The following is a 20,662-nucleotide window of genomic DNA, read 5'->3' on the forward strand; positions in this document are numbered from 1 at the left end:
CCATGGGCGAGCACCAGTATGTGAGGTTCCCGCAGGAGGTCATCGACGAGTACGCCGCGCTCGGCGTCGACCTGCCGGCCCTGTTCTCCGCGGGCCACCTGGGGACGCGCATGGGCGTGGAGATCCTGGAGGCCTCCGCGGACCGCGTCGTCGGCACCATGCCGGTGGAGGGCAACACCCAGCCCTACGGCCTGCTGCACGGCGGCGCCTCCGCGGTGCTGGCCGAGACGCTCGGCTCCGTCGGTTCGATGCTGCACGGCGGCAGCTCCAAGATCGCGGTCGGCGTCGACCTGAACTGCACCCATCACCGGGGCGCGCGCTCGGGCCTGGTGACCGGAGTGGCGACGCCCGTGCACCGGGGGCGCTCGACGGCGACGTACGAGATCGTGATCAGTGACGAGGAGGGGCGGCGCGTGTGCAGTGCGCGGCTGACCTGTCTGCTGCGTGACGTCAGGCCGGGCGACGGGGCGCATCTGAGCTCCGCGGGCTGACCGGCCGCCGGTGCCGGGGGACGGGCTCGCCACCGGCATCTATCCCACGCCACCCCTCTCACCTACCGTTTCCCCATGAGGCTGCGGTCATGAGCGGCATCGGTCCCGTCGAACCCGTCGGCTCCGCCGGGCCGGCCGAAGGCCACGACGTCATCGGCGCCGATGCCCCGCGCCTCACCGACCGCTGGCCCACCGTCTCGCCACGCGCCCGCCGGACCGCGCTCGGGGCCGGCGTGATCGCCGCCGTCACCGCCGTGGCCCTGCTCGCGCCGCAGGCCGGCAGCCCCGACCACGCCCGGCCGCCGGACCCGATCCCCTACCCGGCGAACGTCACCGACTGGCACTACCTGGGCCTCGGTGAACCCCTCGCCTCCCGTGCCACCGGCGGGAGTTTCCGCTTCGCCGTGTCCGTCGACATCGGCCCGCCCGTGACCCTGACGGTCCTCGACGCCGCCTTCCCGGGACTCACCGCGCACGCCACGCCGCGGCCCGCTTTTACCGTTCTCGCCGGGACGACACGCCGGGTCACCGTAAAGATTTCGGTGTCCGACTGTTCGGGCCTGCCCGTGAGCGCCGACCTACCCTTTCTTGACGTAACGCTCCGTAACACGCGCGCAATACAACACCACAGCTTCATCTTCGACGGCGCGTACGCCCGTGATCTCTCCACTCTGTTCCGGCGGGCCTGCAACCGCTCTCCCGCCCGTCCGGCCCCACGGCCAAGCGGAAGTGCAGGTTCTCAGAATGCGGACTGAGAGGATAATCCGCCAAAACGGCTGAGAGCCGCCGTCCGATACCTCGCTCCGCACCACGTCATAACAAGAAAGTCACAAGCCAGCGCACGGCGATGCTCCTGCCCACAGATCGGGCTTAGAGTCACGGCCAGTCACCGCTCCATCGGGAGTTCGGTACCAGCGCGGCATCCAACGTCCCCACCGGGGCGGACATGCCTGCGGAAAGGACTGATTGTGCGACAGCGTTCCTTGGTGGTTCTTACCTCCGTCCTAGCGACTGGAGCTCTGACGCTCACCGCCTGCGGCTCCCGAGACGACAGCGGTGACAAGAGCGACAGCGGTTCGAGCGTCACGTACACCATCGGTGTCGACGCCCCGCTCTCCGGCGAGAACTCGACCACCGGTCTCGGTATCCAGTACGGCGTCCAGGTCGCCGTCGACGACGCCAACAAGAACAACTGGGTTCCCGGCGTCAAGTTCAAGGTCGAGCCCCTCGACGACAAGGCGCAGCCGGCCACCGGCCAGCAGAACGCCACCAAGCTCGTCGGCGACAAGAACGTCGTGGGCACCGTCGGCCCCCTGAACTCCGGCGTCGCCCAGTCGATGCAGCAGGTGTTCGCCTCGGCCAACATGGTCGAGATCTCCCCCTCGAACACCAACCCCGAGCTGACCCAGGGCAAGAACTGGCAGACGGCGAAGAAGCGGCCGTACAAGACGTACTTCCGCACCGCCACCACCGACGAGCTGCAGGGCAGCTTCGCCGCCGACTACGCGTACAACGGCCTCAAGAAGAAGAAGGCCTTCGTCGTCGACGACAAGCAGACCTACGGCGCCGGCCTCGCCAAGATCTTCGCCGACAAGTTCAAGGGCCTCGGCGGCACGGTCGTCCAGACCGACCACGTCAACACCGGTGACAAGGACTTCGGTTCGCTCGTCACCAAGATCAAGAACTCCAAGGCCGACCTGCTCTACTACGGCGGCCAGTACGACGAGTCCTCGCTGATCACCAAGCAGCTCAAGGACGCCGGCGTCAAGATCCCGCTGTTCGGCGGCGACGGCATGTACGCCACCACCTACATCGACGTCGCGGGCAAGGCCGCCGAGGGCGACCTCGTCACCTCTGTCGGCGTCCCGGTCGACACCCTGCCCGCCGCCAAGCAGTTCGTCGAGACCTACAAGGCCAAGGGCTACAAGGGTGACTACGGCGCCTACGGCGGTTACTCCTACGACGCCGCCACCGCCATCATCAAGGCCGTGAAGGCCGTCAAGGACGCCAACAGCGGCAAGCTGCCCAGCGACATCAACGACCTGCGTTCCAAGGTCGTCGACGAGGTCGGCAAGTCCGACTTCCAGGGCATCACCGGCAAGGTCTCCTTCGACGAGTACGGCGACACCGGCAACAAGCAGCTCACCGTCTACCAGGTCGAGAACGGCGCGTGGAAGGCTGTGAAGACGGGCACCGCCAGCTGACGCTCGCAGTACCGGCAAGACCGCACCACGGGCCGCGCGGAAGGAGGATCCCGACCGCGCGGCCCGTTTCCACACCCAGAACCTGCTCACGCCCCGTGCACACACACAACGACTCTGTGCACACGACCACCAGCGACATGGAGGCCACGCGGTGAACACCCTGCCGCAGCAGCTGGCCAACGGGCTGCTTCTCGGCTCGATGTACGGGCTGATCGCCATCGGTTACACGATGGTGTACGGCATCGTCCAGCTCATCAACTTCGCGCACGGCGAGATCTTCATGACCGGGGCCTTCGGCGCCCTCACGGTCTACCTCTACATCCTGCCCGACGGCACCCCCATGGCCGCCGCCATCCCCCTGATGCTGGTCGGCGGCGCCATCGTCTCCGTCCTGATCGCGGTCGGCGCGGAACGGTTCGCCTATCGGCCCCTGCGCGGAGCACCACGCCTGGCACCGCTCATCACCGCCATCGGTCTCTCCCTGGCCCTCCAGGAAGCCGTCCGCAACTTCTACCCCAACGCGGACAAGGCCCTCCCCTTCCCCGGCCTCGACGCCACCCACGACATCGGCTCCGTCACCATCAAGGACGCCGACATCTTCCTGATCGCCGCCGCGATCATCTGTATGTCAGCGCTCGCCTGGTTCGTCCGCAAGTCCCGCACCGGCCGCGCCATGCAGGCCACCGCGCAGGACCCGGACACCGCGCAGCTCATGGGCATCGACACCAACCGCATCATCGTGATCGCGTTCGCCATCGGCGGCTTCTTCGCCGCCGTCGCCGCCCTCGCCTTCGGCCTCAAGTACGGCAGCATCGACTACCGCATGGGCTTCCTGATGGGCCTCAAGGCCTTCACCGCGGCCGTCCTCGGCGGTATCGGCAACATCTACGGCGCGATGCTCGGCGGCGTCGTCCTCGGCATCGCCGAGACCCTCGCCTCCGCCTACATCAACAACATCCCCGGCATGCAGCAGCTCGGCGGCCAGAGCTGGGCCAACGTCTGGGCCTTCGTACTCCTCATCCTGGTGCTCCTCTTCAGGCCACAGGGTCTGCTCGGCGAGCGCGTCGCGGACAGGGCGTGATGACATGACCGAGACGACCAAGACCCCCGCCACGCCGCCCTCCGACGCCGTGCCCACCCGCCCGGCGCACGGTCTCGTCCCGCTGCCCGAGGCGGCCGCCCGCGCCCTGCTGCTGGTCGGCGGCATCGCGACCGTCGCGTCCACGTTCCTCGCCTGGACCTGGACCTCGGAGTTCCCGGGCGACCTCACCGTCACCGGCTACCCGGGCGGCCTGCAGTGGCTGTCCCTCATCGCCGGCGTCCTCACCGCCGTGTTCGCCCTCGCCTCGTACGGCATCCGGGGCCTCGGCTGGCTGCTGCCCGCCCGCAACAACGCGCCGCTCGTCCTGGTGGCCCTCGGCGGCTTCGCCGTCACCTGGTTCACCGCGATCGAGATCGCCGCCAAGCTCGGCGGCGTCGCCAACTGGGAGACCGGCACCTGGATCGCGATCATCGCCTCCCTGCTGCCCGTCCTCGGCGCCCTCGCGCTCCCCCCGGACAACGCGGAGACCAAGGACTTCTTCAAGTCCTACCTGCCCAAGCCGGACCGCATCCCGGCCCCGCAGCCGACCAGCCCCTGGATCCAGCGGGCCGTCATCACCGTCGGCACCATCATCGGCCTCGCCGTCTTCACCTACGGCATCGACACCGAGTACGGCGAGCTGTTCATCGGCTTCCTGATCGTCGTCGTCTTCGCCGTCTGGGCACTGCACACGGCCGGCCTGCTCGACCGCTTCTCGGCCATGGTCGCCGCCAACCGCAGCTTCACGCTCGCCATGGGCTTCCTCGCGGCCATCGCCTTCCCGTTCACCCAGACCGACGACCACTACGCCAACATCGGCGTCAACATCCTGATCTTCGGGACCGTCGCCCTTGGGCTGAACATCGTCGTCGGCCTCGCCGGCCTTCTCGACCTCGGTTATGTCGCCTTCCTCGGCGTCGGCGCCTACACGGCCGCCCTGGTCTCCGGCTCGGAGTTCTCCAAGTTCTCCGGCGTCCAGTTCCCCTTCTGGGCCGCCGCCCTCACCGGCGCCGCCGCCTCGCTGCTCTTCGGCGTCCTCATCGGCGCCCCGACCCTGCGGCTGCGCGGCGACTACCTCGCCATCGTGACCCTCGGCTTCGGAGAGATCTTCCGCATCGCCGTCAACAACATGGACGGCGAGTCCGGACCCGACCTCACCAACGGCCCCAACGGCATCCCCGCCATCCCCGACCTGAACCTCCTCGGGTTCAACTTCGGGGAGCCGCACGACCTCGGCGGGTTCACCCTCGGCCGGTTCGCCAACTACTACCTGCTGATGGTCCTGATCATGGCGATCGTGGTCACCGTCTACAACCGCGCCGCCGACTCCCGCATCGGCCGCTCCTGGATCGCCATCCGCGAGGACGAGACCGCCGCCACCGCCATGGGCATCAACGGCTTCCGCGTCAAGCTCATCGCCTTCGCGCTGGGCGCCTCGCTGGCGGGTCTCGCCGGTACGGTCAGCGCGCACGTGACGTACAGCGTGGTCCCGAACCCCTACCAGTTCGCCGGCTCCACCCCGCCCAACTCGGCCTTCCTGCTGGCCGCCGTCGTCCTCGGCGGCATGGGCACGGTCGCGGGCCCCATCCTCGGCGCGGCGCTGCTCTACCTGCTCCCGGAGAAGCTCGACTTCCTCCAGGACAAGTCCCTGCTCGCCTTCGGCATCGCGCTCATCCTCCTGATGCGCTTCCGCCCCGAGGGCATCATCGCCAACCGCCGCCGCCAGCTCGAATTCCACGAGACCGGCCAACTCGACGTACCGGACACCGAAACGCTGACGGACGAACCGGCCATCACCAAGGCAGGGGCGTAAAGAACCATGACGACACCTGTACTCGAAGCCCGCGACGTCACCATGCGCTTCGGCGGCCTCACCGCCGTCCGGTCGGTGGACTTCACGGTGAACTCCGGCGAGATCGTCGGACTCATCGGCCCCAACGGCGCCGGCAAGACAACGTTCTTCAACTGCCTCACGGGCCTGTACATCCCGACGGAAGGCACCGTCTCCTACAAGGGCACGGTCCTCCCGCCCAAGCCCCACCTGGTGACGAAGGCGGGCATCGCCCGTACGTTCCAGAACATCCGTCTCTTCGCCAACATGACGGTCCTCGAGAACGTCCTCGTCGGCCGCCACACCCGCACCAAGGAAGGCCTCTGGTCGGCCCTGCTGCGCGGCCCCGGCTTCAAGAAGGCGGAGAAGGCCAGCGAGGACCGGGCCATGGAACTCCTGGAGTTCATCGGCCTGGCCCACAAGCGCGACCACCTCGCCCGCAACCTCCCCTACGGCGAGCAGCGCAAGCTGGAGATCGCGCGGGCGCTGGCGTCCGAGCCGGGCCTGCTGCTGCTCGACGAGCCGACGGCCGGCATGAACCCCCAGGAGACCCGGGCCACCGAGGAACTGGTCTTCGCCATCCGGGACATGGGCATCGCCGTCCTCGTCATCGAGCACGACATGCGCTTCATCTTCAACCTCTGCGACCGTGTCGCCGTCCTCGTCCAGGGCGAGAAGCTCGTCGAGGGAACCTCCGAGGTCGTCCAGGCCGACGAGCGGGTCATCGCCGCCTACCTGGGCGAACCGTTCGAGGGCGACCCCGGCGAGGCGGAGGCGGCCGAGGTCGCCGCCGCCGAGGGCACCGCCGGCACCACCAAGGGAGACGCCCAGTGACCGCACTGCTAGAGGTCGAGGACCTCCGGGTCGCCTATGGCAAGATCGAGGCCGTCAAGGGCATCTCCTTCGCCGTCGAGGCGGGCCAGGTCGTCACCCTGATCGGCACCAACGGCGCCGGCAAGACCACGACCCTGCGCACCCTGTCCGGCCTGCTCAAGCCCAGCTCCGGCAAGATCACGTTCGACGGCAAGCCGCTCAGCGGTGTCGCCGCGCACAAGATCGTCGCCCTCGGGCTCGCCCACTCCCCCGAAGGCCGGCACATCTTCCCGCGCCTGACCATCGAGGAGAACCTCCAGCTCGGCGCCTTCCTCCGCAAGGACAAGGAAGGCATCGAGAAGGACATCCAGCGCGCTTACGACCTCTTCCCGATCCTCGGTGAGCGCCGTAGGCAGGCCGCGGGAACCCTCTCGGGCGGCGAGCAGCAGATGCTCGCCATGGGCCGCGCCCTGATGTCCCAGCCGAAGCTGCTGATGCTCGACGAGCCCTCCATGGGCCTCTCGCCGATCATGATGCAGAAGATCATGTCCACCATCGTCGAACTCAAGTCCCAGGGCACGACCATCCTCCTGGTCGAACAGAACGCCCAGGCGGCCCTCTCCCTGGCCGACCAGGGCCACGTCATGGAGGTCGGCAACATCGTCCTCTCCGGCACGGGCCAGGACCTGCTGCACGACGAGTCCGTACGGAAGGCGTACCTCGGCGAGGACTGACGGTTCTTCGACTACTTCGATCACGACAGAGGCCCGCGCCCCCTGCTTCAGGGGGCGCGGGCCTCTGTCGTACGTACTACGCCTGCGTCAGCCGTTCTTGCCGGCCTTCTTCTCGTCGGCGTCCTGGATGACGGCCTCGGCGACCTGCTGCATGGACATCCGGCGGTCCATGGAGGTCTTCTGGATCCACCGGAAGGCAGCGGGCTCGGTCAGGCCGTACTCGGTCTGGAGGATGGACTTGGCCCGGTCGACGAGCTTGCGGGTCTCAAGGCGGAGCGTGAGGTCGGCGACCTCCTTCTCCAGCTCCTTGAGCTCGGTGAACCGGGAGACGGCCATCTCGATCGCCGGAACGACGTCACTCTTGCTGAACGGCTTCACGAGGTAGGCCATGGCACCGGCATCGCGGGCACGCTCGACCAGATCGCGCTGCGAGAAGGCGGTGAGCATGAGAACGGGGGCGATGCTCTCCTCGGCGATCTTCTCGGCGGCGGAGATACCGTCCAGCTTGGGCATTTTCACGTCGAGGATGACGAGGTCGGGCCGGTGTTCGCGGGCGAGCTCGATCGCCTGCTCGCCGTCACCGGCCTCACCGACGACGCTGTAGCCCTCCTCCTCCAGCATCTCTTTGAGATCGAGCCGGATCAGGGCCTCGTCCTCGGCGATGACGACACGGGTCGTCAGCGGAGGCACGTGCGACTTGTCGTCGTCGGGCGCGTCTACGGGCTGTGGCGACTCGGGGGCGGTCACGGGGGCTCCTTGTTCAGGGCAGGGGTGCTGCTGACAAGAGACTACCTAGCTGCGATAAGGTAGGGGCACAGCGGGTGACCGCTGACCTTTGTTTTAGAGGAAGCCCCGGTAGCCCAGCGGTAGAGGCACGGTGCTCAAACCACCGACAGCGTCGGTTCGAATCCGACCCGGGGCACTTTTCCTTCGATTCGAAGGCGACGCCAAAAGCGGATGTCCACGTTCTCGTGAGCATCCGCTTTTTGCTGCGCGGCCCTGGTTACTACCTGCGGATCGCGTGCGCCGACGCACGGCCGGGGCACTCGACCACGTAGGCATCGAAACAAAGGCAGTTGTACAGCCACCCGAGCGTGCCCGCCCACGGCAGTCCCGCGATGCCGGGAGGGGCTTTCGATGTGGTCCGTCGTCGATGACGCCGAGCGCGCGCAGTGGGACCTCGTGCCGCTCCAGAGTGTCGGGCCGCTCCGCTTCGGGACGGGTTTGGAGGAGATGACCTCGGCCATGAAGTCACACGGCTTCACCGTCACCGCCTCCCCCACGACACGGCAACTCAGCACCCTGGTACGGAACAGGTGCTCAGTGCTTCTGTCCCACGCCTTCTTCATCGGTGCTACTTGGGACTGTCGTCCTCCCCGATGTGGTGCACCCGCACCATGTTCGTCGAGCCCGACACCCCGGGCGGCGAACCCGCCGTGATCACGACCACGTCGCCCTTCTCGCACCGCCCGTACTTCAACAACAGCTCGTCGACCTGGTCGACCATCGCGTCCGTCGAGTCCACCTGCGGCCCCAGGAAGGTCTCCGCGCCCCACGTCAGGCTCAGTTGGGAACGGGTGGCCGGGTCCGGGGTGAAGGCCAGGAGGGGGATCGGGGAGCGGTAGCGGGAGAGGCGGCGGGCCGTGTCTCCGGACTGGGTGAAGGCGACCAGGAATTTGGCGCCGAGGAAGTCGCCCATCTCTGCCGCCGCCCGGGCCACCGCGCCGCCCTGGGTGCGGGGCTTGTTCCGTTCGGTGAGAGGCGGGAGGCCCTTTGCGAGGATGTCTTCCTCCGCGGCTTCCACGATCTTCGCCATCGTGCGGACCGTCTCGACGGGGTACTTGCCGACACTAGTCTCGCCGGACAGCATCACCGCGTCCGTGCCGTCGATGACCGCGTTGGCGACATCGGAAGCCTCCGCGCGCGTCGGGCGGGAGTTCTCGATCATCGAGTCGAGCATCTGGGTCGCCACGATCACCGGCTTGGCGTTCCGCTTCGCCAGCTTGATCGCCCGCTTCTGGACGATCGGGACGGCTTCGAGGGGCATTTCCACGCCCAGGTCCCCGCGCGCGACCATGATCCCGTCGAAGGCCGCCACGATGTCGTCGATCGCCTCGACTGCCTGGGGCTTCTCGACCTTGGCGATGACGGGGAGCCGACGGTGCTCCTCGTCCATGATCCGGTGGACGCCCTCGATGTCACGGCCGCTGCGGACGAAGGACAGGGCGATGACGTCGAACCCCGTGCGCAGGGCCCAGCGGAGGTCCGCTTCGTCCTTCTCCGAGAGGGCGGGGACGGAGACCGCGACGCCGGGGAGGTTGAGGCCCTTGTGGTCGGAGACCATGCCGCCCTCGACGACCGTGGTGTGCACGCGAGGGCCGTCCACCTCGGTGACCTCGAGGCAGACCTTCCCGTCGTCGACGAGGATGCGCTCGCCGGGAGTGACGTCGGCGGCGAGGCCGGAGTACGTGGTTCCGCAGCTGTGGCCGTTGCCCTCGAAGCCTTCTTCGACCGTGATGGTGAAGGTGTCACCGCGTTCAAGGAGTACGGGGCCCTCGGTGAATCGGCCGAGTCGGATCTTCGGGCCCTGAAGGTCGGCGAGCATTCCGACGCTGCGGCCGCTCTCGTCGGCGGCCTTCCGAACGCGGTGGTAGCGCTCCTCGTGTTCGGCGTAGCCGCCGTGGCTGAGGTTGAAGCGGGCGACGTCCATCCCGGCCTCGACCAGGGCTTTGATCTGGTCGTACGAGTCGGTGGCGGGGCCCAGAGTACAGACGATCTTCGCTCGGCGCATACTTCGAGCCTAGGCCTTACCGGTGGGTAGGGAATTGGTCCCGCATGGCCACTCAACAACCTTTGCGTGAAGGGCTGTTGACAAGTATTGAATTGTGCACGGGGGCGCTCCGATGAGCATTTCTACGGCGGTTTCTACAGCGTCGGCGGCGCCATGGTGAAGCGTGCGTTGACCGCCGCGTACACCTGTTGGCGCTGGGGTTCGAGGTCGAGGGGTGCGGCGGCGGTGTCCTCGGCGGCGGCGCCGTACGCCATGGATCGCATCCGCCCCTGGGGCTGGACGTAGGGGCGGGCGTCCTCCGCTCCGATGTCCGCCAGTTCCACGAGCGCGGCGAGTGACGTGCCGAGGGCCTCCGCGTACTCCCGCGCCCGCTGGACCGCCTCCTGCACGGCCTGCTGCCGGGCCTGCCGGTGGGCCGGCGAGTCCGGCCGCAGCGCCCACCAGGGCCCGTCGACCCGGGTCAGCTCCAAGTCGGCCAGCCGGGTGGTGAGTTCGCCGAGCGCGGTGAAGTCGGTCAGCTCGGCGGTGATGTGGACGCGGCCGTGGTAGGCGTGGACGCGCTCGCCCCGGCCCTTCTCCTTCAGTTCCGGACTGATGGAGAACGCGCCGGTCTCCAGCCGCTCCACCGCCTCGCCGTACGTCTTGATGAGGTCGAGGGCGCCGGCATTTCGGCGGGTGAGGTCGTCGAGGGCGGCGCGGCGGTCCTTGCCGCGGGAGGCGACGGTGACGCCGATGCGGGCGATCTCGGGGTCGACCTCGAGATGGGCCTCGCCGCGGACGGCGATGCGGGGGGCGTCGGGGGTGCCGTAGGGGACGGCGGGCTGCGGGTCGTCCGGCGAAGAGGTGGCCATACGCCCCACTCTGTCAGCTCTTGGCCGGTCGCAGCGCGGCGGTTGACCGCTTCGGTCATCCAATCGCAACCTGCGGGACCTGTTGCCGCCGGTCATGCGCAGGTCAGAATCTACGCGCGTTGTTGACCATTCCCCTAGGAGACCGAGACATGCCCTTGAACCGCCGGAAGTTCCTGCAGAAGTCCGCCGCGACCGGGGCGGGGGTGGCGGTGGCGAGCGCCGTCGCGGCTCCGGCGGCGCAGGCGGCCGAGGCCACGGCGGCGAAGAAGCCCGCCAAGCGGTACGCGCTGACCGTCATGGGCACCACCGACCTGCATGGGCACGTCTTCAACTGGGACTACTTCAAGGACGCGGAGTACAAGGACGCGGCCGGCAACGCGCAGGGCCTGTCCCGGATCTCGACGCTGGTGAACCAGCTGCGGGAGGAGAAGGGGCGGTGCAACACGCTGCTGCTCGACGCGGGCGACACGATCCAGGGCACCCCGCTGACGTACTACTACGCGAAGGTCGACCCGATCACCGCCAAGGGCGGTCCGGTGCACCCGATGGCGCAGGCGATGAACGCGATCGGGTACGACGCGGCGGCGCTGGGCAACCACGAGTTCAACTACGGCATCGAGACGCTGCGGAAGTTCGAGCAGCAGTGCCGCTTCCCGCTGCTGGGCGCGAACGCGGTCGACGCGAAGACACAGAAGCCCGCCTTCCCGCCGTACTTCATCAAGAAGTTCCACGTCCCCGGGCTGCCGCCGGTCAAGGTCGCGGTGCTCGGGCTGACGAACCCGGGTATCGCGATCTGGGACAAGGCGTACGTGCAGGGGAAGTTGGAGTTCCCCGGCCTGGAGGAGCAGGCCGCGAAGTGGGTGCCGAAGCTGAAGTCGATGGGTGCGGACGTCGTCATCGTCTCCGCGCACAGCGGTTCCTCGGGCACTTCCTCGTACGGTGACCAGCTGCCGTACGTGGAGAACTCGGCGGCCCTGGTGGCGCAGCAGGTGCCGGACATCGACGCGATCCTGGTCGGCCACGCGCACGTGGAGATCCCGGAGTTGAAGGTCACCAACGCCAAGTCCGGGAAGACGGTGGTGCTTTCGGAGCCGCTGGCGTACGCGGAGCGGCTGTCGGTCTTCGACGTGCAGCTGGTCTTCGCGAAGGGCCGCTGGACGGTCGAGTCGGTGTCGTCGAAGGTGCTGAACTCGAACACCGTCGCCGACGACCCGAAGATCACCAAGCTGCTCTCGGACGAGCACGCGAAGGTCGTTCAGTACGTCAACCAGGTCGTCGGGACGGCGACGGAGACGCTGACGACGGTCGAGGCGCGCTACAAGGACGCCCCGATCATCGACCTGATCACCAAGGTCCAGGAGGACGTGGTCAAGGCGGCGCTGGCGAGCACCTCGTACGCCTCGCTGCCGGTGATCGCGCAGGCCTCGCCGTTCTCGCGGACCTCGGAGATCCCGGCCGGCAACGTGACGATCCGGGACCTCTCCAGCCTCTACGTGTACGACAACACGCTGGTCGCGAAGCTGCTGACGGGCGCGCAGCTGCGGGCTTACCTGGAGTACTCGGCGCAGTACTTCGTGCAGACCGCGGCGGACGCCACGGTCGACGTGGAGAAGCTGACGAACGCGAACAGCCGTCCGGACTACAACTACGACTACGTGTCGGGACTTTCGTACGACATCGACATCGCCCAGGCGCCCGGTTCGCGGATCAAGAACCTCACCTACAACGGGGCCGCGCTGGACGACACGCAGCAGTTCGTGTTCGCGGTGAACAACTACCGTGCCAACGGCGGCGGCGCCTTCCCGCACGTGGCCTCCGCGACCGAACTGTGGTCGGAGTCGACGGAGATCCGCACCCGGATCGCGGAGTGGGTCACCACGAAGGGCGTCCTGGACCCGAAGGACTTCGCGTCGGCGGACTGGAAGCTGACCCGGGACGGCACGCCCGTCTTCTAGGCGCCTGCCGCTACAGGTCCAGCAGGGTCACGTCCACGGCGTCGGCGATGGCTTTCGCGCCGGCGTCGTTGACGTGGAGGCCGTCGCCGGCGTTGAACTCGGCGCGGATCCGGTCGGGTTGGTCCGGGTCCGCGACGGCGGCGGCGACGTCCACGACCGCGTCGAAGGGGTGGCCGTCGCCGAGCAGCCAGGCGTTGACCTCGCTCCGCACGGCCTGGCCGGTCTCGGTGTCGTAGCCGTCGTGGACGGTGCCGCGGTAGGGGCCGATGGTGGAGCCGAGGACGGTGAGGCCGGCCGCGTGCAGCCGGTCGGCGAGGGCGGTCAGGCCCGCGATGAACTCCTCGGCACTTGGCCCTTCGGCGGGCTCGGGGTAGGCGATGTGGCCGGGCAGGCCGAGGTCGTTGAGGCCGATGTGGATCAGGACGTGGCTGACGCCGGGCACGGCGAGGACGTCGTGGTCGATGCGGGACAGCAGGTGGTCGCCGATCTCGTCGGTGAGCAGGCGGTTGCCGGAGATGCCCTGGTTGACGATCCAGCCGCGGGTGAGCCGGCGGCTGAGCCGGGCCGGGAAGCTGTTGTCGGCGCCGGGCGTGGTGGCCGCCCCCTCGATCCAGGAGTCGCCGAACGCGACGGCGATACGGGTGCCCTCGGGGGCGAGGACGTCGACGCCGGTGAGGTAGTGGCCGGTCGGCAACTCCTCGGCGCCTTCGAGGAGTTCGGCGGACAGTCGCTCGCCGGGGACGGCGTACCCGATGTCGTAAGGGATCGCGGTGTACGTGCTCGGCCCCGTGTCGCCCGGCAGGTAGAGGCTGACCGTGAGCTCCTCCCCCGCGCTCACCGGCAGCTCGACCGGATCGCTGACGAGTTCCTCGCCGACCGGGACGGTGGCCGTCTCGGCGCCCGAGAAGCGCAGGGGGGTGTCGCTGCCGGGGTCGATACCGCTGCCCCGGGTGCGTACGGCGAGGTGGGCGCCGCCGATGCGGAGGGGCTCCTTGCCGTAGCGGTTGCTGAGGCGGATGCGCAGCGCGTCGCCGCCTCCCGCGAGGCGCAGGGACTGGCGGACGGTCCGGTCGGTGAAGCCGCGGGTCTCGAAGAGGCCGAAGCCCTCGTGCGGGTTGATGACGGCGGAGCGGTGGGCCGCGATCCAGGTGGTGGTCATGGCGGGCCCAACATCACCGCCGGCGGACTTCTTCCCTCCCCGCACGGTTTCTTACCGACCGTCGACCAGCGGGGTGAGCACCTGGGCCTGGCGGGCCCGGGGGATGTGGGGCAGTGGGTCGAGGCCGAAGGTGGTGAAGGCCGTGCGGGTGGGCAGCGGGTAGGTCTCCTTGCCGGTCAGGGAGTTGAGGATGGTGGCGCTGCGCCAGGCGGCGAGGCCGAGGTCGGGGGTGCCGACGCCGTGGGTGTGGCGTTCGGCGTTCTGGAGGTGGATCGCGCCGGTGACGGACGGGTCGCAGACGAGCCTGAACTGTTCGTCCACGCGCGGGCGTTCGCGGCTGTCGCGGCGCAGGTACGGGTCGAGGCCGGCGAGGATGCGGTCCAGGGGGCGCTCGCGGTAGCCGGTGGCGAGGACGACCGCGTCGGTGGTGAGGCGGGAGCGGGTGTTCTGCTGGACGTGTTCCAGGTGCAGCTCGACCTTGGTGGTGGCGATGCGGCCCGCCGTGCGGACCCGGACGCCGGGGGTGAGGACGGCGTCGGGCCAACCGCCTTGCAGGGTACGGCGGTAGAGCTCGTCGTGGATGGCGTCGATGGTGTCGGCGTCGATGCCCTTGTGCAGCTGCCACTGACTGGTGACGAGCCGGTCCCGCTCGCCCTCGGGCAGGGCGTGGAAGTAGCGCGTGTAGTCGGGGGTGAAGTGCTCCAGGCCGAGCTTGGAGTACTCCATGGGCGCGAAGGCCTGGGTGCGGCCGATCCAGTGCAGCCCTTCACGGCCGGCGGGACGGGCGCGCAGCAGGTCGAGGAAGATCTCGGCGCCGGACTGCCCCGAGCCGACGACGGTGACGTGCTCGGCGGCGAGCAGCGTGTCGCGGTGGGCGAGGTAGTCGGCGGAGTGCAGGACGGGGACGGTCGGCGTCTCGACGAGCGGTTTGAGCGGCTCGGGGACGTACGGTTCGGTGCCGACGCCGAGCACGATGTTCCGGGTGTACGTCCGCCCGAGTGCCTCCGCCTCGCCGTCCGCGTCGAGCTGGGTGAAGTCGACCTCGAACACGTCGCGTTCGGGGTTCCAGCGGACAGCGTCGACCTGGTGGCCGAAGTGCAGGCCGGGGAGTTGGCCGGCGACCCAGCGGCAGTAGGCGTCGTACTCGGCGCGCTGGATGTGGAAGCGCTCGGCGAAGTAGAAGGGGAAGAGCCGGTCGCGGGCCTTGAGGTAGTTGAGGAAGGTCCAGGGGCTGGCCGGGTCGGCGAGGGTCACCAGGTCGGCCAGGAACGGGACTTGGATGCGGGCGCCCTCGATGAGCAGCCCCGGGTGCCAGTCGAAGCCGGGGCGCTGCTCGTAGAAGACGGTGTCGAGTTCGGCGAGCGGGTGGGCGAGGGCTGCGAGGGAGAGGTTGAACGGGCCGATGCCGATGCCGACCAGGTCGCGGGGTGCGTCGGGCTCGTGGGGCGGGGGCGTGGGGGTGGGGGTGGGCGTGGGGGTGGGGGTGGGGGCGGTACTCATCGGGGGGTGTTTCCTTCCACCAGTTTCAGGAGGGCGGCCAGGTCGTCGAGCCGGGTGTGGGGGTTGAGGAGCGTGGCCTTCAGCCAGAGCCGTCCGTCGAGCCTGGCGCGGCCGAGGACGGCACGGCCGTCGGTGAGGAGTTTTCGGCGTACGGCGGCCACGGCGTCGTCGTCGACGCGGGCGGGGCGGAACAGGACCGTGCTGATGACCGGCAGGTCGTGGAGTTCGAAGCCGGGGTGGGTCTGGACGAGGTCGGCGAACTCCCTTGCCCGGTCGCAGACTTGGTCGACCAGTGCGGCGAATCCGGTGCGGCCGAGGGTCTTCAGGGTGACGGCGATCTTGAGGATGTCGGGGCGGCGGGTGGTGCGCAGGGAGCGGCCGAGGAGGTCGGGGAGGCCGGCCTCGGTGTCGTCGTCGGCGTTGAGGTAGTCGGCGCGGTACCGGAGGGCGGCGAGGTCCTGGGGGTCGCGGACGGCGAGGAGGCCGGCGGCGACTGGTTGCCAGCCGAGTTTGTGCAGGTCGAGTGTGACGGTGTCTGCGGCGCTCAGGCCGGTGAGCTTGTGCCGTTCGCGGTCGCTGAAGAGGAGCCCTCCGCCGTATGCGGCGTCGATGTGCATTCGGGCGCGGTTTGCTTCACAGACGGCGGCGATCTCGGGGAGGGGGTCGATGAGTCCGGCGTCGGTGGTGCCGGCTGTGGCGGCGACGAGGTGGGGGCCGTCGGTGAGGGCGGCGTGGAGGGCGGCGGGGTCGAGGGTGCCGGTGGGGGTGGGGACGATCAGCGGCTCGGGTAGGCCCAGGAGCCAGGCGGCGCGTGGGAGTGAGTGGTGGGCGTTGGCTCCGCAGACGAGTCGGACGTCGGCGCCGAGGGCTTCTCTGGCCAGGAGGAGGGCCAGTTGGTTGGATTCGGTGCCGCCGGTTGTCACCAGGGATTCGGGTGCGGGTGCGTGGGGGCTGGTCGCGCCCCGCGGCGGAGACGCATATCGATACAGCCCCGCGCCCCTCAGGGAATCGCTGTACGCCTCTCTTGCCAGTGAACGTGTCACCAGTGACTCGAGTTCTGACGCCGCCGGGGCCTGGTCCCAGGAGTCCATCGACGGGTTGAGGGCGGACGCCGCCAGGTCTGCTGCCGCTGCCACCGCCAGGGGCGGGCAGTGGAGGTGGGCGGCACAGAAGGGGTCGGCGGGGTCGGCGGAACCTTCCGCCAGGGCTCGTACCAGGCGCCGTAGAGCCTCCGGATCGCCCTCTTCGGGGAGTACGTCGCCCACGGCGGCCCGGACCCTGGCGGCGACCGCGTCGGGGCCGCCGGCCGGCAGTGGGCCTCCGCGCGCGTCGGCGCCGTCGGTGAGGGCGTCGAGCACGGTGTCGAGCAGCGGGCGGAGCGCGTCCGGGCCTTCGGGGCCCGAGGCGAGGCTCGGTGGGCTCATGGGTTCCTCCCGGGCACGCGCGCTGAGGGAGTTCCAGCTTGTATGCGGATGGGGGCGCGTGCCCGAAAAGTTCAACGAGAGGAACCCGAAAGGGGGTACGTCCGTGCGGAGAAAGCCTGTTGGGGCCGTTCAGGCGCGGAAGTCGCCGGCGCGGTCGTGAGCCCACCGGCCGAAGGCGCGGGCCGGTGTCCCGGTGATCTTCTCGACGGTGTAGGTGATCTCCGGGAGGACGTCGACGGTGGCCGCGAACGTCTTCAGCAGGCCGTCGAGGAGTGCCGGCGGAACGTGCGGGAAGAGCCCGGCACCGGCCCGGTCCGGGGGTACCTCGACGAAGTCCAGGTCGCGTCCGAGCGTCCGGCCGATCGCGCCGACCTGTTCGGCGTTGCTGATCGGCCCGGGCCCGGTAAGGCGGTGGACCGCGCCCTCGTGGCCGGTGTCGAGGAGGGTCCGCTCGGCCACGGCGGCGACGAGTCGTTCGACGAGAGCACGGCCGACGTTGCCGGTGGCGCCGGTCACTACGATCACGGGGATTGCCTCCTGGAGGGCTCGGGCTGATCGTCTTCGGCCCTGTCGAGCCCAGGAAAGACGATCAGCCCCCCGCATCGTCGGCAGGGACCAGTCCCGACCGCGCCGTCCCACGTCGCCGGTCCTACGCCTCCCGCACCCGCAACGCCCGTGCCAGATCGTCCAGTTGGTCGACCAGTTTGCGGCGCAGGGACGGGATCGGGTTCGCGTCGGCCAGACAGGCTTCGCCCAGGCGGAGGGTTTCCTCGTCCACCGCGTACACCGGGAACGCCCAGCGGCCGGCCGCGTCGGCGATGGCGGGGCCGCGGCGGGCGGCCACGGCGACGGCGTCCTCGTAGTAGCGGGGGACGTACTGCCGTACCAGATCTGCCTGTTCGGGCTGCCAGAAGCCCTGGGCGGTGGCGGTGAAGAGGTAGTTGGAGAGGTCGTCGGTGGCGAACATGGCGTCCCAGGCCCGTGCCTTGGCGTCCGCGTCGGGCAGGGCCGCGCGGCAGCGGGCCGCGCCCTCCTGGCCGGTGGCGGAGGGGTCGCGGTCCAGTTCGGCGGCGATCGTGGCCTCGTCGGTGGCGCCGAGGACGGCGAGCCGGGCGAGGACGCGCCAGCGCAGCTCGGGGTCGAGTTCGGGGCCGCCGGGGACGGTGCCGTCGGCGAGCCAGGCGGCGATGGTGTCGGGCTGGGCGGCGACGTCGATGAAGTGGCGTACGGCGATGAGGCGCAGGCCCGGGTTGTCGCCGTCCTCGGTGCGGCGGATGAGGTCGCGGCAGAGGGAGGAGAGGGTGGCCAGGGCGGCGGGGCGCTCGTCGGGGGTGAGGTAGCGGCCGGCCACCTGGGCGGCGGCGAAGGCGAGGACGCCCTGGACGAGGGCCAGGTCGGTCTCGTGCGGGAGGTGGGCGCGGGCCGTGTCCAGGTAGGCGGTGGGCGGCAGCGGGGGTTCGGGGGTCGCCCCCCGATGGGCACTGCCGCCGTCGCGGACGGCGTCCCGCAGGGCGTTCCAGACGACCGCGCGGGTGAGCGGCTCGGGCAGGCCGGAGAGGCTGGTGCGGACCGCTTCGAAGGACTCGGGGTCGAAGCGGACCTTGGCGTAGGTGAAGTCGCCGTCGTTCAGGAGGAGGAGGGCGGGGCGCTTGCCCAGGGGGGTCGGCTCGGACTGCGGGATGTCGAGGTCGAGGCGGGTGCGCAGGGTGAGGTGGCGGCCCTCGTCGGAGACGTCCTGGTCGTAGAGGCCGACGGCGATGTGGTGCGGGCGGCTGCCGTCGTGCTCGACCTGGAGGGTGTACGTGCCTTCGTCGCCCCGGGTGACCACGGGGCGGAGGGTGTCGACGCCGGTGGTGCGCAGCCAGGCGTCGGCCCAGGCGTGCACGTCGCGGTCGGTGGCGGAGGCGAGGGAGTCGATGAAGTCGGCGAGGGTGGCGTTGCCGAACCGGTGGCGGGCGAAGTGGGTGTTGATGCCGGCCAGGAAGTCCTTCTCGCCGAGCCAGGCGACGAGTTGGCGCAGCGCGGAGGCGCCCTTGGCGTAGGAGATGCCGTCGAAGTTGAGGAGGGCGGCGGCGGTGTCGTCGACGGCCTCGGGGGCCACCGGGTGGGTGGAGGGGCGCTGGTCGGCGTCGTAGCCCCAGCCCTTGCGGACGACTCCGAAGTCGGTCCAGGTGTCGGTGCCCCTCCATTTGGGGGGCACCCCCCCAAACCCCCCGAGGGCGACCTCGGTGAGGGTCTGGTAGCCCATGTACTCGGCGAAGGACTCGTTCAGCCAGATGTCGTCCCACCAGCGCAGGGTGACGAGGTCGCCGAACCACATGTGGGCCATCTCGTGGGCGATGACCATGGCGCGGGTCTGGCGCTCGGCGTCGGTGACGGCGGAGCGGTAGACGAACTCGTCGCGGAAGGTGACCAGTCCGGGGTTCTCCATGGCGCCGGCGTTGAACTCCGGTACGAACGCCTGGTCGTAGGAGTCGAAGGGGTACGGCTCCTCGAACTTCTCGTGGTAGCGGTCGTAGCACTGCTTGGTGATCTCGAAGAGCTCGTCGGCGTCCACGTCCAGGTGGGGTGCGAGCGAGCGGCGGCAGTGCAGGCCGAAGGGCAGGCCGTGGTGCTCGGTGCGCACGGAGTGCCAGGGGCCGGCGGCGACGGCGACGAGGTAGGTGGAGATGAGCGGGGTGGGGGCGGCCTGCCAGCGGCCCTCGCCGAGGTGCTCGGTGACGCTGTTGGCGAGGACGGTCCACTCTTCGGGGGCCTTGACCGTCAGCTCGAAGACGGCCTTGAGGTCGGGCTGGTCGAAGGCGGCGAAGACGCGCTGGACGTCCTCCATGAACAGCTGGGTGTAGAGGTAGGTCTCCCCGTCGGTGGGGTCGGTGAAGCGGTGCATGCCCTCGCCGGTGCGGGAGTAGCGCATGCTCGCGTCGATCCGCAGCTCGTGCTCGCCGGCGGTGAGGTTCTTCAGCGGCAGGCGGTTGCCGTCGAGGGTCTCCGGGTCGAGGGGACGTCCGTCCAGGGTCGCGGAGCGCAGCTCGGCGGGCTTGAGCTCGACGAAGGTGTCCGCGTCCGTGCCGGCGGTGAAGCGGATGACGGTGCGGGAGTCGAAGGTCTCGTCGCCGGCGGTCAGATCGAGGTCGATCGTGTAGCGGTGGACGTCGAGGAGCTTGGCACGGGTCTGCGCTTCGTCGCGCGTCAGTACGGACATGCAGGTAATGCTGCCCGATGCCACTGACAAGGCACAGGGGCGGATCGGTACGCGCCCTATGTCCGGTCCTGCTCGAACTCCCCGTCGTGCGCCTCGGGCGTGCGCTGGACGGGCACGCGCGCGTCCGGGTGCGGCAGCGCGCCGCGGGGTGCGGGTTCGGCGGCGACGCTCTGGCCCTTGACCAGGGCGCGCAGGTCGCGGATCTCCTGCTCCAGGGCGAGGTGGCGGCGGTGGGAGTCGTAGAGGTAGCGGACCTTGGTGCGCAGCGCCCAGGGGTCGATGGGCTTCATGACGAGGTCGGCGACGCCGAGGCCGAAGGCGGCGGAGGTCAGTTCGTGGTCCGGGCCGAAGCCGGTGAGCAGGACGACCGGGATGTGCTGGGTCTGTTCCACGCGGCGCATGTAGCGGACCACTTCCAGGCCGCTGACGCCGGGCATGCGGACGTCGAGCAGCAGGAGGCCGACCTGGCCGCGGAGCACCTGCTTGAGCGCCTCGTCGCCGCTGGTGGCGCGGCCCAGCAGGTAGCCCAGCGGGGCCAGGGCGCTCTCCAGCGCGTACAACGTGTCCTCATGGTCGTCGACGATGAGGATCTTGGCATCCGGCATGGCCCGACGTCCCTCCCGCAT

The 20,662-nt window shown here is 69.6% G+C and carries 17 protein-coding genes and 1 tRNA gene; 9 read left to right on the forward strand and 9 right to left on the reverse strand.

The genetic code is table 11. The features are described 5' to 3' along the window. Window positions 1-2 precede the first annotated feature (2 nt). The 7 genes from ACQEWB_RS12445 to ACQEWB_RS12475 all read left to right on the forward strand — a co-directional run bounded on the left by ACQEWB_RS12445 (window position 3) and on the right by ACQEWB_RS12475 (window position 7,154). Window positions 3-491, forward strand: a complete 489-nt coding sequence (locus ACQEWB_RS12445; protein ID WP_432830107.1) for a PaaI family thioesterase — start codon at window positions 3-5, stop codon at window positions 489-491. Window positions 492-580: 89 nt separating this feature from the next. Beyond that, window positions 581-1,246, forward strand: a complete 666-nt coding sequence (locus tag ACQEWB_RS12450; protein ID WP_432830109.1) for a hypothetical protein — start codon at window positions 581-583, stop codon at window positions 1,244-1,246. A gap of 228 nt (window positions 1,247-1,474) precedes the next feature. Beyond that, entirely contained in the window at window positions 1,475-2,695 is a 1,221-nt protein-coding gene (locus ACQEWB_RS12455; protein WP_432843774.1) for a branched-chain amino acid ABC transporter substrate-binding protein, read from the forward strand. A gap of 151 nt (window positions 2,696-2,846) precedes the next feature. Beyond that, complete coding sequence (locus ACQEWB_RS12460) at window positions 2,847-3,776, forward strand: branched-chain amino acid ABC transporter permease (protein ID WP_432830111.1); 930 nt, start codon at window positions 2,847-2,849, stop codon at window positions 3,774-3,776. Between the two features lie 4 nt (window positions 3,777-3,780). Continuing rightward, entirely contained in the window at window positions 3,781-5,589 is a 1,809-nt protein-coding gene (locus tag ACQEWB_RS12465; RefSeq protein WP_432830113.1) for a branched-chain amino acid ABC transporter permease, read from the forward strand. A gap of 6 nt (window positions 5,590-5,595) precedes the next feature. Continuing rightward, the gene (locus ACQEWB_RS12470) at window positions 5,596-6,441 is read left to right on the forward strand and encodes an ABC transporter ATP-binding protein (RefSeq protein ID WP_432830115.1); all 846 of its coding nucleotides are present in this window, start codon (window positions 5,596-5,598) and stop codon (window positions 6,439-6,441) included. Further along, window positions 6,438-7,154 carry an ABC transporter ATP-binding protein gene (locus ACQEWB_RS12475; protein ID WP_432830117.1) on the forward strand — a complete coding sequence of 239 codons (717 nt, stop codon included), beginning with the start codon at window positions 6,438-6,440 and terminating at the stop codon, window positions 7,152-7,154. Before ACQEWB_RS12470 ends, ACQEWB_RS12475 begins: the two co-directional genes overlap by 4 nt. 87 nt (window positions 7,155-7,241) lie before the next feature. Here ACQEWB_RS12475 and ACQEWB_RS12480 read toward each other — a convergent pair whose 3' ends face one another. After that, window positions 7,242-7,901 (reverse strand): ANTAR domain-containing response regulator, encoded by a 660-nt coding sequence (locus ACQEWB_RS12480; RefSeq protein ID WP_432830119.1) that lies wholly within the window; start codon window positions 7,899-7,901, stop codon window positions 7,242-7,244. A 102-nt stretch (window positions 7,902-8,003) separates the two neighbouring features. Here ACQEWB_RS12480 and ACQEWB_RS12485 point away from each other — a divergent pair. Further along, window positions 8,004-8,076: transfer RNA gene (locus ACQEWB_RS12485), tRNA-Leu, on the forward strand. Between the two features lie 432 nt (window positions 8,077-8,508). Here the strand turns inward: ACQEWB_RS12485 and pyk are convergent. Then, entirely contained in the window at window positions 8,509-9,945 is a 1,437-nt protein-coding gene (gene pyk / locus ACQEWB_RS12490) for a pyruvate kinase (protein ID WP_432830121.1), read from the reverse strand. A 134-nt stretch (window positions 9,946-10,079) separates the two neighbouring features. Next, window positions 10,080-10,796 carry an SIMPL domain-containing protein gene (locus tag ACQEWB_RS12495; RefSeq protein ID WP_432830123.1) on the reverse strand — a complete coding sequence of 239 codons (717 nt, stop codon included), beginning with the start codon at window positions 10,794-10,796 and terminating at the stop codon, window positions 10,080-10,082. A gap of 149 nt (window positions 10,797-10,945) precedes the next feature. On the opposite strand from ACQEWB_RS12495, the gene ACQEWB_RS12500 reads away from it, so the two are divergent. Further along, on the forward strand, window positions 10,946-12,751 hold the full coding sequence (locus ACQEWB_RS12500) for a bifunctional metallophosphatase/5'-nucleotidase (protein WP_432830125.1): 1,806 nt from the start codon (window positions 10,946-10,948) through the stop codon (window positions 12,749-12,751). 10 nt (window positions 12,752-12,761) lie between these two features. Here ACQEWB_RS12500 and ACQEWB_RS12505 read toward each other — a convergent pair whose 3' ends face one another. From ACQEWB_RS12505 to ACQEWB_RS12530, 6 genes are all read right to left on the reverse strand, one after another. After that, on the reverse strand, window positions 12,762-13,910 hold the full coding sequence (locus ACQEWB_RS12505) for a GDSL-type esterase/lipase family protein (RefSeq protein WP_432830127.1): 1,149 nt from the start codon (window positions 13,908-13,910) through the stop codon (window positions 12,762-12,764). A 51-nt stretch (window positions 13,911-13,961) separates the two neighbouring features. Further along, window positions 13,962-15,410: a lysine N(6)-hydroxylase/L-ornithine N(5)-oxygenase family protein gene (locus tag ACQEWB_RS12510; RefSeq protein WP_432830129.1), complete on the reverse strand. Its 1,449-nt coding sequence runs from the start codon at window positions 15,408-15,410 to the stop codon at window positions 13,962-13,964. Beyond that, a complete protein-coding gene (locus ACQEWB_RS12515) occupies window positions 15,407-16,834 on the reverse strand; it encodes a pyridoxal phosphate-dependent decarboxylase family protein (protein WP_432830131.1) in 1,428 nt (475 codons plus the stop codon). The genes ACQEWB_RS12510 and ACQEWB_RS12515 overlap by 4 nt, the downstream gene beginning before the upstream one ends. 129 nt (window positions 16,835-16,963) lie before the next feature. Next, the gene (locus ACQEWB_RS12520; RefSeq protein WP_432830133.1) at window positions 16,964-17,359 is read right to left on the reverse strand and encodes a hypothetical protein; all 396 of its coding nucleotides are present in this window, start codon (window positions 17,357-17,359) and stop codon (window positions 16,964-16,966) included. Between the two features lie 124 nt (window positions 17,360-17,483). Continuing rightward, window positions 17,484-20,036 carry an aminopeptidase N gene (pepN, locus tag ACQEWB_RS12525; protein WP_432830135.1) on the reverse strand — a complete coding sequence of 851 codons (2,553 nt, stop codon included), beginning with the start codon at window positions 20,034-20,036 and terminating at the stop codon, window positions 17,484-17,486. A gap of 56 nt (window positions 20,037-20,092) precedes the next feature. Further along, window positions 20,093-20,641: a response regulator gene (locus ACQEWB_RS12530; protein WP_432830137.1), complete on the reverse strand. Its 549-nt coding sequence runs from the start codon at window positions 20,639-20,641 to the stop codon at window positions 20,093-20,095. Between the last annotated feature and the right edge of the window lie 21 nt (window positions 20,642-20,662).

The sequence above is a fragment of the Streptomyces sp. CA-249302 genome (genome assembly GCF_050936785.1).
In the GTDB taxonomy this organism is placed as follows: domain Bacteria; phylum Actinomycetota; class Actinomycetes; order Streptomycetales; family Streptomycetaceae; genus Streptomyces.